This is a genomic window from Miniimonas sp. S16 (assembly GCF_057748195.1).
In genome coordinates, this window is record NZ_CM173242.1 from 3,639,272 (window position 1) to 3,651,585 (window position 12,314).

Sequence of the window (12,314 nt, forward strand, 5' to 3'; positions counted from 1 at the left end):
CAAGTCCTATCGTTCCAGGTCAGAAGGGCATTCGCGTCTCACGACCCGCCAACCACACCGGCGGATCCGGGCTGAGGCGAGACTCGGCGCCATCGGTGCGGCGCGCACGGTGCGCGTTCGGTGCCGCTCAAGACCGGGATCCACGCCGTCCCGAGATCCGCAAGCGGCACAGACCACTGACGTCGCCGAGGAGCGACTAGGAGAGTTCAGGCCGTGCTCGAGCTTCGCGAGGTGGTCCCGAGCATGCGCACCGAACGCCAGGCCTCGGCGGTGTCTCGCGGCATTCGGTAGTGCCAGCGTCCGTCGGAGTCCACGAACTCGATCGGCGGGTTCGACCGCTCGTAGTCGTTGTAGACCTTGCGTGCCATCGCGCCGGTGAACCCGGCGAACTGTTCGGGAGCGAGTCCGAGGGCCGCGAAGTCCGCGCCCGTGAGCAGCTCGTCGGGTCGCTCGAGGGCGACGTGGTCGAGCAGCCGCAGAGTCAGCGGTTGGGCCTCGCTGGCGTACTGCGCGAGGTCTTCTTCGGTCCACTCGACTCGCGGCAGCGCGGCGGCCCAGCGGATCTCCGAGGGCTTCTCGCCCTGGAACACGGCTCGGACGTCGATCAACCGGCGGCCGTCGGGCATGCGCCAGAAGGTCCAGCCGTTCGTCACGCTGCCTTTCACGTGGTGGCCTGCCGCGGAGGGTGAGCCGAAGAGCTTGCCGTCGACGTCCAGCAGCCCGTCTGCACCGACCACAGCATCTCGAGACGCCCAGCTTCCTTGACGCGGCGTGAGGCGGGTACCGGGCTCGAGCAGCCCCGCTGCGACGAGGTGCTTCACCTCGACCCACTCCTGAGTCTTGTCGCGGGGGTCGACCACCTCCCCGGTGTGACCCTCGGGGACGGGCCACACGGCCAGCAGGGTCTCGATCAGCTGCGTCGAGCGGGCATCGATCAGGCCTTCCGTCCACTCCTGGTCGGCTGACTGGCTCAGCAGCCGACTGTTCAGCAGCAGCGTGTCGTGGTCGCGCAGGGCTTCACGCTTGTGGCTCCACGCCGAGTTCGACACCTTCGAGTTCAGCGAGGTGGTCAGCAGTGTCAGGTTGCCCAGTCGGTGGACGTGGGCCGCGCGGTCGAGCTCGGCGTCGAGTCCGTTGACGGGCCAGTTCTCCTGCCAGCTCTGCGGGAGGACGTGCTCGATGGGGTATCCGCGGCGTGACACCTGCGGCTGGTTGGTGCCACGGCGGTACTCGTTCTCGACCGCCTCGAGGAACAGGCGCAGGCGCGCCACCTTGAACCGGCGGTAGACGGCCTCCTCGGCGAACGCCGCTCGGATCTCCTCGTCACCAGGCCAGTAGCTGCTGGTGACGTTGATCCGGGACAGGTGGCCGCGGACCCGTTCCACCAACTCAACTGCCGGGGCGTCGCCGTGCACCCGGATCAGCTCGGCGACGACGCGACCGAGATCCGACGTCGTCAGGCGAAGGAACATGCGACGCATGATCCAGCTCTCGGCCGCAGCAACGACACCATCGACCACGGCTTGCGGCAGCTGCCGCCCGGGCGCGTGGAGCCAGATCAGGAGGGGCTTCAGCAGCTCCAGGTCGCTCGCCCTCATCCGGTAGACGGACATCTCCACCACGGACAGCTGCCGGTCCTTCTCATCCGCGGCGACGGTCCAGGCCTGGTAAAGATCGGCCTGCTCCTTGATGGTCGGCAGCAGGTCGGTCATCGTCTGGACGGCGTCGTGCTCGACGTACGCCTTGAACCGGGTGAAAGTCTGCTGCGGGCCGATCTCCTCACCCAGGCGGGACACGAGCCACTGGTTGAGGAACAGGGAGCCGCGGCTGACCCGGTAACGCCCGACGCTGACCTCGGTCTCCCAGAACTTGGTGTCGAACGGCCAGTGCTCCGCGTAGGCGCGGTGGGTGTCGGCGCGTTCAAGGGCCAGCCGCTGAAAGACGAAGTTCTTGATCAGGTCCGCGGCCGTGAGCGGAGTGCCCCGCGCATTGAGGGTCTCGAAGATCTCCTGGGAGTTCTCCGCCGCGGTCAGGTTGATCGCGACCAGCTGAAGCCCGCTGGTGAGGACAGCGACGAGGGCGTTCGCCCGCACGGCGCGGTCTGCCTCGTCGGTCTCGCCCAGCCACGTCGTGATCTCGTCGGTGAAGTACTCGTGCGCTCGAGTGATCCTGGAGGTGGCGTGCTTCAGGGCCGAGTGGTCGACGGGCGGGTCGGCGTCCATCACCTCGTCGAACACGGCGTGGTCACGGTTGGTGTGACGGATCTTCAGGCTGGACTCGCCCGCCGGCACGAAGGTGGCCTGGTTGTGGGTCAGGCTCTGGAGCTGCCCGGCGAGGGAGTCGAGGCCGACCGACTCCAGGACAGCCGCTGTGGCGTCCATGACGACCTGGAGGGTGGTGAGCCGCTGCTGTCCGTCGATGATGTTGCTGGACTGCATGGTGCCGAGCTGGCCCTCGTGGGCCTGGACGACGACTGCCCCGAGGAAGTGCGTGGCCGTGGAGTACGGGTCGCGGAGCCGCAGATCGGTGAGACGACGGATGTCGCTCCACAGGGGTGCCCACTGCTCCTCCTGCTCCCACACGTACGGCCTCTGGAAGAGCGGGACCACCAGCTGCTGCGGAAGGCTGAAGATCTGCATCGGGGTCCGGACATTGGTCTCCACGTGCGCCATCCTGCCGCGCCTGTCCGACGGGTGGAGAACGCGCTTGCGTCGCACGTGCCGCGCCACGGTGTGGCGGCCGAGAGAGCGCACGCGAACGGCTGGACAGGCCGGAACCGCAGGGGCCGCCGGGAGACGCGGCGGTCGGGCTGCTGCGGGCGAGGCGGGTGCACCCACGCCGGCCCGGGTAGTACGACGAAGGCCCGGAACCGTTGCGGTTCCGGGCCTTTCACCGTGTCCGAGGGGGGACTTGAACCCCCACGCCCTATACGGGCACTAGCACCTCAAGCTAGCGCGTCTGCCAATTCCGCCACCCGGACGAGTGGTGCTTCCTGGGCCCCGTCGGGCCCCAGGCAGCGGGTAAGACCCTAGCACGCGGGAAGCCGTGACTTGAAATCGGCGGCGGCCCGGGCGAGCTCGCGGGGTCGGGCACCAGCGGACGGGCGCGGCACAGCTCGGCGCGGCTGACCGCTCGACGCCGCCCCGACGCACGAGGGGCGGGCGCCCCGCCGGACACCCGCCCCTCGCGATCACCTCGGCGCGCTCGCTGCAGAGGACTACTGCGCCGCCAGCACCATGAGCCACGCCAGCAGGTAGGAGCGCGAGAACCCGTCGTCGATCGAGTCCTCCGGCAGCGTGCGCGCCTGCTCGAGCGCCGTCGCCGCGTCGTCGGCTCCTGCGAGCCCGCGGTAGGCAAGCAGGTAGTCGCTGAACTGCGGCGGTGAGCTCGGCAGGTCCACCGAACCCCCGAACGCCTCCGCCACGACCGCCCGGATGTGCTCCGGGTCCGACGTCCCGAGGTACCCCGCCGACGGCGAGAGCGGGATCAGCTGGATCGCCGCCATCGCGGCCGGCTCGGGCGAGAACCACGTGGCGTAGTCCCGCTTGCCGCCCCAGTTCATGGCGACCACCTCGTGCGAGAAGGTCTCGGCGCCCGGGATGTCCGCGGTGTTCGGGTCCACCCAGTAGGCGAGCGCCGAGGCGGCCTCGTTGGCCACGAGCCACGCCCCGCGGTCCGCCAGCGTCGCGTTCCCGCTGGCCTCGCCCCACAGCTCCAGGCCCGCCCAGGCCGTGACGGCCTCGGAGGAGGACTCCTGGTTGTTGCCGTCGGCGAAGGGCGAGATGCCCGAGGCCCACGAGTGGCCCTGGTACGGGTCGAACACCCGCAGCGCGGGCACCCGGTCCGAGCCCGTGGTCGCCGCGATGTCCGCGGCGAGCGCGTCCATCACGGGCTGCATCGAGGACACGGTGCTCGGGTCGAGCGAGCCGAGCACGCCCGCGGCGTAGAGGAAGTACCCGTAGTGGAAGTGGTGGTCGTTGAACTCCTCCGAGCCGAACGCCGTCGCCTGTCCCACCACGCCCTTCCACGTCGCGTCGTAGCCGAAGCAGCGCTCCGAGCGTTCCGTGCAGCCGTCGACCTGCGTCCACGGCTCCATCCCGTCCTTGAGCATCCCGAGCGCACGCGTGGCGAGCTCGTCGTCACCGAGGCCCTGGGCGAGCTCCGCGAGCTGCGCCAGGCGGTAGAGCGCCTTCCCGCCGAAGTACGTGTCGGCGGCCAGCGCCGCGACGTCTGTGGCGTCGAGGTCGGCCGCCACCTGGGTGGCCAGCTCCGCGCGCTCGTCGCCGGTCAGCCCGGACACGTCCAGACCCGTCGCGACGTCGACCGTCGGCACCTGCCACGACGGCGCCGAGCCGACGCACACGGGCATCGGCCCGTAGATCCCCTCGTAGGTGCCGACGGGGTCGCCGTCCGTGCAGCCGCCCTGGTGGGGAAGACGCACGACGGCGGTCGTCGCGTCCCCCTCGGTGCGGTACGTGAGCGTCGTGGTCGCGCCGGAGTCGGAGACGCTGCCCCCGACGTCGACGCCCGTGACGACCGCGGCGTACGGCGCGAGGTCGGCGGGCTCGCCGTCGGGCGGGAGCGCCCAGAGCACGGCTGAGGCCCCGGCAGCCAGCGACAGCGCGCCGTCGGCCGACGGCGCCTGGGGCGCGAGCACCGCGTAGGTGCCCGTGCCCGACGTCGTGGTCGCGAGCGTTCCGTCGGCGTCGCCGGCGTCCTGCTCGGTCCACGCCGTGCCGTCCGCCGAGGCGAGGGTGAGGTCGAGGTCGGACGCGGCCGTCACCGACACGTACGGCGAGCCCGCGGCCAGGTGGACGTGCGCGAGCACGGTCCCGGCGCCGTCGAGGTAGTCCAGCGTCACCGAGACCGGGTCCGCGGCCGAGACCACGTACGAGGTGGCGCCGAGGTCGACCGCCACGCGGTCGACGTGCGCGCCCGCGATGGTCGTCTCGGTCGCCGTCACCTCGGGAAGCCCGACGGCGAACCCCGCCTCGGTCGCCTTGACGGACATCGGGAGGGGGAAGACGGGCAGCCCCACCTCGCCGAACGCCAGGCTCGAGTACCACCGGTTGGTCGGCGGCGTCACGCCGTCGGCGAGGCGCGGCGTGGGCAGCTCGGCGAGCGACACCGCCGGAAGTGCCTCGAGCGCCTCGTCCTGACTCGCCGGAGCGAGCACGCCCAGGTCTCCGGCCGCCAGCGCCGAGCCGGCGTCCGACGACCCCGCTGCGCCGGCGTTCGACGCGGCGTCGGTGCCGGGCTCCGCGGCCGACGTCGTGCACGCCGCGAGGGCGAGCGAGCAGCCGGCGGTCAGCGCGATCACGCGTGCGCGCCTCATAGGCCGATCTTCTTCCCGAAGTTGGTGATCGCATCCGCGAGCACCGCCAGCGGCCCGGTGTCCTCCAACGCCATCCGTGCGACGACGGGGGTGCCGGGGGAGTAGAAGCCTGAGATCGACTCCGCGGCCAGCTCGGGCGAGGCGACCGTCACGGTGGCGAGGGCGCGGCCCTCGATCGTCTGCACGGTGACCGACTCGACGGCGCCGGCCACGGTGGTCGCGTTCGGCAGCGCGATCTCGACCGCGGCGCCCTGCTCGATCCGGGCGTACTCGCGCGGCGTGAGGTCGAACGTCGCGGACACGTACAGCGAGTCGTCGACGGCGATGGTCGCCATCGTCGTCCCGGTCGCCACGAACGTGCCGTCCGTGGCGGTCAGGGCAGTGACGACGCCGTTGCCCGGCGACAGGTACGTGACCGTGCCGTCGTCGGCGACCTGGTAGGCCTCGGTGCTCATGCTGATCGAGGAGCCCTCGCGGAGCGCCTTCTGCAGCTGGGGAGCCTGAACGGTGAACAGCGGCTCACCGACGGTGACCTCGTCGCCGGTCGCGACGAGCGTGTCGCTCACCGTTCCGGAGAAGTCGGTGCCGACGTCGAGCGTGCCGGCCGCGACGGACGCTGTCTCACTGGTTGCCTGGGCGAGGCGACGGTCCAGCAGCAGTGTGCCGCCGGCGGTCACCGCGAGCACGAGCAGCAGCCCGACGGTGAGCGAGAGGATAGATCGAAGGGACATGGCGAGTCACACTCCTTGGGGCTGGGCCAGACCGCCCTGACCCGAACGAGGGGTCGCGGTGGCGGCGGCGATGGGGGAGGGGGTCTCGTCGTCGAGGTCGATCGGTTCGGATGCCGGGTCGAGCGTGGGGTCGGTGGTCGGGTCGGTCGGGTCGGTGGTCGGTTCGGTCGTCTGGCCGGCATCGGGACGGCCGCCCGCGGCGCGGCGACCACGGCGCGAACCGCTGACGACCGGGGCGGTGGTGCTCGCCGTCGGGCGCCGGCGCTCGCTCTCCTCACGCATGGCCTGGAGGAGGAAGCCGAACAGGATGAGCGTGTTCGTGATGTTCCAGGCCAGCGCCAACGTGAAGATGCCGGTCTGCTCCTGCTTGAGGATCCCCACCACCGACGTGACGAGCAGGAACACGAACATGAGCAGCTGCGGCACGATGAAGGCGAACGGCGTGGTGCGCCGACCGGTCGCGCCGGTGACGTGCCACTTCTGGTCCTTGCGCGTGAGTGCGCTCCAGAATGCGCGGACGTAGATCGGGAACGAGACGCTCGCGAGCAGCAGCACCTCCCACCGGAACGAGCCGAGGGTGAAGAACGCGATCATGATCTGCATGACGTAGAACCCGCAGTAGTACAGGACCCACTGCCCGGTGGAGATCGTGAGGTTCATGGGCGCGAGGTCGAGGTAGATCTGCAGCGGCGGGACCAGGAGCAGCACGAGCGGGGCGATGCCCGTGAGGTAGTGCGTGGCCGTCACGAAGTACTGCAGCCGCTGGTCGAACGTGAGCTTGCGGCTCGGGGAGAACGGGTTGTGCGTGATCAGGATCTCGAACCCGCCCGTGGCCCAGCGCTGCTGCTGCTTGGTGTACGCCTCGATCGTCTCGGGGGTGTCCCCGACGGCGAGGGCCATCGGGATGTACACGCTCTTCCAGCCCTGCTCGTGCAGCTTGAGCGAGGTCCACACGTCCTCGGACTTGGAGTCGGTGTACATTCCGCCGATCGACGCGATGGCGCTGCGCCGGAAGATCACGTTGGTACCGACGCAGAACGCCGCGTTGAACTTGTTCCGGCCGGGCTGGATGAAGCGGTAGAACACCGTCTGCATGTAACCCGCGCCGCGTGAGATCGCCGAGCGCAGGTTCCCGTACGTCTGCGGCGTCTGGACGAACGCGACCTTCTCGTCCTCGAAGAACGGGACGGTCTCGTAGAGGAACTCCGGCTCCGGCACGAAGTCGGCGTCGAAGATCGCGTAGAAGGGCGCGCTCGTGATCGAGAGCGCGTGGTTGACGTTGCCGGCCTTGGCGCCGTGGCTGGACAGCCGGCGGACGTAGCGGCCGCCGACGCGCGCGACGAGGTCACGGACCTCGTCGCTGCGGCCGTCGTCGAGCACCCACGTCTCGTGCCGGCCCTGCAGCGCCAGGCAGGCGCGCAGCGTGCGCTCGATCGTCTCGAGGTCCTCGCCGTAGGTGGTGATGAAGACGTCGACCGAGATCTCCTTCTGGTCCAGGAACATGCGCCACTCGTGAGGCTTGAGCTGCTGCTGGCGCCGCGTGATGCGGGCGGTGTCGTACAGCGTGCGCTGCGCCTGGTAGAAGCCGAACGGCCGCGGATCGTAGCCGGAGCTGAGGATCGTCCACATCGACAGCAGGGCGTGGAAGACCACCACGCTCTCGGCGGTGATCACCAGGACGTACGGGATGAGGTCACCGCGGTTCGCCGGGTTGAGCAGGAAGATGCAGTAGGCCAGGACGCCGGCGGTCGCGAGGAACACCAGCATCATGAGCGACGGCGACTCGACCGGTGAGGTCGAGCGGCGTCGCGGCTCGAGATCGGTCGCGCCGTCGGCGTCGCGCAGGCGTTCGCGCTCCATCAGGCGGTCATAAGGGGTCGGGGACGTCGTCACGGCGGCGCTCCTGTCGGCTGGAAGAAGTCGGGCGGCGACCGACTCCTCGGAGCCGTTCGCATTGGCTCCGGTGCCGACCGCGGTCCGCACGGGGACCGCGGTACAGGTCGTGCGGGTGGTGCTGATTCGAGCAGACGGTGCCGCCTGCTTCCGGTCGTGCTGGGTGTCACGGTCGGTGGGACTCCGCAGCGGCGACCCCCCGGCCGCTACCAAAGTGACAGGACTTCGGTGCCTGTGCAAGCGCGCGCGCCGGATCTCCACACGCGCGAAACCCGCCGGTTACCGGCCCCGAGACGTGCGTCACGCTCGTGAGAGCGGCGTCTCGTCACGTGGACACCAGGGCTGAGCGCGGGTCGTTCGTCGACGTCGTGCGGGCCTGGTCGAGCCCAGGTCAAGCGTGAGTCTGTGCGGGATCCCCGGTCCGGCAACGTCCGGTGCGCCCTCGGTCATCGCACGGTCAGGTCGGTCCGCGCGGCAAGATGGAGCCATGCCCGCCGAGACCGAGTCCGCAGCACTGCCCGACGCCGTCCCCACCGACCCTGTGCCCTCGCTCACACACGCGCTCGACGGGCAGGTCGAGCTCGACCCGAGCAACCCGCTCGCGCAGCCGTCGGACCTGCCGTACGGGCTCCCGCCGCTGGACCGGGTCGACGTCGACTCCTTCCGTCCCGCGATCCTCGCCGGCATCGCGCAGCAGCGCGCCGAGTGGGAGGCGATCGCGACCGACCCGGCGCCCGCCTCCTTGGCCAACACCCTCGAGGCGCTCGAGCGCTCGGGTGAGCTGCTCGCGCGGGCGACGCGCACGTTCTGGGTGTACACGTCCTCGGTCGGCGGCGCGGAGCTGGACGCGCTCGACGCCGAGCTGAGCCCGCTGCTCTCGGCGCACTGGGACTCCTTCGAGCTCGACCCCCGTCTGCTGGCGCGCTACGACGCGCTCGCGGCCGCCGTCGAGGACGGCTCCCACCCCCCGCTCGAGCCAGAGGCGGCCTGGCTGCTGCACCGCCGGCGCGAGGTCGCCCGGCGGGCTGGTGTCGGCCTGGACGAGGCCGGTACGGCGCGGCTGCGCGAGCTCAACGCCGAGATCACCGCGCGCCAGACCGAGTTCGGTCAGCGCGTCGTGGCGGGCATGGCGGCGGCCGCCGTGGCCGTGGACTCCGGGGAGGAGCTCGCGGGCCTGTCGGAGGGCGACCGCGCGGCGCTGCACCGTTCCGCCGTCGACCGAGGCAGCGCGGCCGACCACCTGGTCACCCTCATCCTGCCGACCCCGCAGCCCGTGCTGGTCGACGCCGACAGCCGCGAGCTGCGCCGTCGAGTCCAGCGGGCCTCGGAGAGCAGGGGCAGCGGCGTCGACCCGGCGTCCGACACCCGCGAGGCGATCCTCGCGCTCGCCCGGGCCCGCGCCGAGCGGGCCCGCCTGCTGGGCTACCCCCACCACGCCGCGTACGTCGCGGCCGGCGCGACGGCGGGCAGCACCGAGGCCGTCATGGGCATCCTCACCCAGCTCGCCCCGCCCGCGGTGCGCAACGCGCGGGCCGAGGCCGAGGACCTGCAGGTGAGCCTCGCCGTCGACGTCCCCGGCGCCACGCTCGAGGCGGCCGACTGGGCGCACTACGCCGAGCGGGTGCGGCGTGAGCGCTACGACGTCGACCTCGCGGCGCTGCGGCCCTACTTCGAGCTGGGGCGCGTGCTCGAGCACGGCGTGTTCTGGACCGCGACCCAGCTCTACGGGCTCACCTTCACCGAGCGGTTCGACCTGCCGACCTACGCCGACGGCATGCGGGTGTGGGAGGTGCGCGACGCCGACGGCGCCGGGCTGGGTCTCTTCCTCGGCGACTACTACGCACGCGAGGGCAAGCGCGGGGGCGCGTGGATGACGAGCTTCGTCAACCAGTCCCGCCTGCTCGGGACCCGGCCGGTCGTGACGAACACGCTCAACGTGCCGCGCCCGCCCGAGGGCGAGCCCACCCTGCTCACGTGGGACGAGGTCAACACGGCGTTCCACGAGTTCGGCCACGCGTTGCACGGCCTGCTGTCCGACGCGACGTACCCCAGCCTCTCGGGCACCGCGGTGCCGCGCGACTTCGTCGAGTACCCGTCGCAGGTCAACGAGATGTGGGCCACGCACCCGGAGGTCATGGCGCGCTACGCCCGCCACCACGCCACGGGCGAGCCGCTCGCCGCCGACGTCGTCGCGCGCCTGCAGGAGGCCGCCCGGTACGGCGAGGGCTTCCGCACCACGGAGTACCTCGGCGCCGCGCTGCTCGACCAGGCCTGGCACCAGCTCACGCCCGAGGAGGTCCCGACCGACGTCGCCGACGTCGCGGCCTTCGAGGTGCAGGCGCTGTCTCGGTACGGCGTCGACGTGCCGCAGGTCCCGCCGCGCTACCGGTCCACGTACTTCAACCACACGTTCGGCGGGGGGTACGACGCGGGCTACTACTCCTACATCTGGAGCGAGGTGCTCGACGCCGACACGCAGGCCTGGTTCGAGGAGGGTGAGAACGGCGGGCTCGACGCCGCGCGCGGGCGACGCTTCCGCGAGGTGCTGCTGTCCCGCGGCCACACCGGCGACCCGCTCGGCTTCTTCCGCGACCTGCGCGGCCGGGACGCCGACCTCACGCCGCTGCTCGTGCGCCGGGGCCTGCAGTGAGCGCGGGCGAGGCGAGGGGCGAGCAGGGCCGCCTCGGCGCCGTCGAGGCCGACGCGGTCCGGATCTGCCGCGAGCTCATCCGGATCGACTCCTCCAACTACGGCGACGGGTCCGGGCCGGGGGAGCGCGCGGCCGCCGAGCACGTGGCCGCGCTGCTCTCGGAGGTCGGCTACGACCCCCTCGTGGTCGAGTCGCAGCCGCGGCGCACCACGGTCCTGCTCCGCATCGACGGCGAGGACTCCTCCCGCCCGGCGCTCGTGCTGCACGGCCACACCGACGTCGTGCCGGCCGAGGCGAGCGACTGGAAGATGGACCCGTTCGGCGGTGAGGAGATGGACGGCCTGATCTGGGGCCGGGGCGCCGTCGACATGAAGGACATGGACGCGATGATGCTCGCGGTCCTGCGCGACATGGCGCGCACGGGGCGCAAGCCTCCGCGTGACCTCGTCGTCGCGTTCTTCGCCGACGAGGAGGCCGGTGGCCGGTTCGGCGCGCACTGGGCGGTCGAGCACCACCGGGACTACTTCGAGGGCGCCACGCAGGCGATCTCGGAGGTCGGCGGCTTCTCCGTCGAGATCGACGGCCGGCGCGCCTACCTCCTGCAGACCGCCGAGAAGGGCCTCGCCTGGCTGCGCCTCGTGGCCGACGGCACGGCCCAGCACGGCTCGCAGGTCCCGGTCGACAACGCCGTGGTCCGCCTCGCCGGCGCGGTCGCGCGGATCGGCGCGCACCGCTGGGAGCGCGAGCTCACCCCGACCGTCCGCGCCCTGCTCGACGGCGTGGCGGATCTCACCGGGACGTCCTTCGATCCCGAGGACCCCGCCTCGGCGGACGGGCTCATCGCGGCGCTCGGGACGACGTCGAAGTTCGTGGGCGCGACGCTCGCGACGACGGCCAACCCCACCCAGCTCACCGCGGGCTACAAGGCGAACGTCGTGCCCGGCCAGGCCTCCGCCGTCGTGGACGTGCGGTTCCTGCCCGGGCGCGAGCGCGAGACGCTCGAGACGCTGCGCACGCTCGCGGGCGACGGCGTGCGGATCGAGGAGATCAACGTCGACATCGGGCTCGAGGCGCCCGCGACCGGCGACCTCGTGGACGCGATGGTCGCGGCGATCGACGCCGAGGACCCGGGTGCGCGGGTGCTGCCCTACATGCTCTCGGGCGGGACGGACAACAAGTCGCTCTCGCTGCTGGGCATCGAGGGCTACGGGTTCGCGCCGCTTCGCCTGCCGCCCGAGCTGGACTTCGCGGGCATGTTCCACGGGGTGGACGAGCGCGTGCCGGTCGACGCGATCACGTTCGGGACGCGGGTGCTGGACCGGCTGCTGCGCACCTGCTGACTGCTGCGCGGCGCGTGCCCGGCGCGGGGTTGTGGCTGCCGGCCGCGCACCCGGTGCGTCGCCGGCTGGCCGGGCTCAGAGCGTGGAGGCGACCCGGTGCAGTCGGCGGCGCAGCCAGACCTTGCGCACCCCGCCGACGTAGAGCACCGAGCGCGCGAGCTCCCAGTGGCCGTACTCGGCCTCCTGGGTGAGCAGTGTCCTGACCTCCGAGCGGCTTGCCTCGCGCGGAAGCGTCAGCACGCGGAACTCCTGCGGCGGCGGCGGTGTGGCGCCGCGTGACGAGGTCGTGGGCACTGCGTCCAAGGTGGCTCCTCCCGCGGGGTCGTGGTCGTGCCATTGTGCCGGACGGACCGATAGGGTTGTGG

7 protein-coding genes and 1 tRNA gene are annotated in these 12,314 nt (G+C 71.6%); 2 read left to right on the plus strand and 6 right to left on the minus strand.

Going from position 1 to position 12,314, the window contains the following annotated elements:
• Positions 1-206 precede the first annotated feature (206 nt).
• From AC3AQ1_RS16005 to AC3AQ1_RS16025, 5 genes are all read right to left on the minus strand, one after another.
• On the minus strand, positions 207-2,663 hold the full coding sequence (locus AC3AQ1_RS16005; protein ID WP_199916489.1) for a GmrSD restriction endonuclease domain-containing protein: 2,457 nt from the start codon (positions 2,661-2,663) through the stop codon (positions 207-209).
• Between the two features lie 232 nt (positions 2,664-2,895).
• Positions 2,896-2,980: transfer RNA gene (locus AC3AQ1_RS16010), tRNA-Leu, on the minus strand.
• Positions 2,981-3,217: 237 nt separating this feature from the next.
• Positions 3,218-5,335 carry a glycosyl hydrolase gene (locus AC3AQ1_RS16015; RefSeq protein WP_139985623.1) on the minus strand — a complete coding sequence of 706 codons (2,118 nt, stop codon included), beginning with the start codon at positions 5,333-5,335 and terminating at the stop codon, positions 3,218-3,220.
• A complete protein-coding gene (locus AC3AQ1_RS16020; RefSeq protein WP_108719801.1) occupies positions 5,332-6,066 on the minus strand; it encodes an efflux RND transporter periplasmic adaptor subunit in 735 nt (244 codons plus the stop codon). The genes AC3AQ1_RS16015 and AC3AQ1_RS16020 overlap by 4 nt, the downstream gene beginning before the upstream one ends.
• 6 nt (positions 6,067-6,072) lie before the next feature.
• Entirely contained in the window at positions 6,073-7,959 is a 1,887-nt protein-coding gene (locus AC3AQ1_RS16025; protein WP_234417584.1) for a glycosyltransferase family 2 protein, read from the minus strand.
• Positions 7,960-8,446: 487 nt separating this feature from the next.
• Between AC3AQ1_RS16025 and AC3AQ1_RS16030 the strand changes: the two genes are divergently transcribed.
• Together AC3AQ1_RS16030 and AC3AQ1_RS16035 are read left to right on the plus strand one after the other, a co-directional pair.
• On the plus strand, positions 8,447-10,609 hold the full coding sequence (locus AC3AQ1_RS16030; protein ID WP_108719803.1) for a M3 family metallopeptidase: 2,163 nt from the start codon (positions 8,447-8,449) through the stop codon (positions 10,607-10,609).
• The gene (locus tag AC3AQ1_RS16035) at positions 10,606-11,949 is read left to right on the plus strand and encodes a M20/M25/M40 family metallo-hydrolase (RefSeq protein ID WP_108719804.1); all 1,344 of its coding nucleotides are present in this window, start codon (positions 10,606-10,608) and stop codon (positions 11,947-11,949) included. The genes AC3AQ1_RS16030 and AC3AQ1_RS16035 overlap by 4 nt, the downstream gene beginning before the upstream one ends.
• A gap of 75 nt (positions 11,950-12,024) precedes the next feature.
• Here AC3AQ1_RS16035 and AC3AQ1_RS16040 read toward each other — a convergent pair whose 3' ends face one another.
• A complete protein-coding gene (locus AC3AQ1_RS16040; protein WP_180359615.1) occupies positions 12,025-12,243 on the minus strand; it encodes a DUF5703 family protein in 219 nt (72 codons plus the stop codon).
• Positions 12,244-12,314 lie beyond the last annotated feature (71 nt).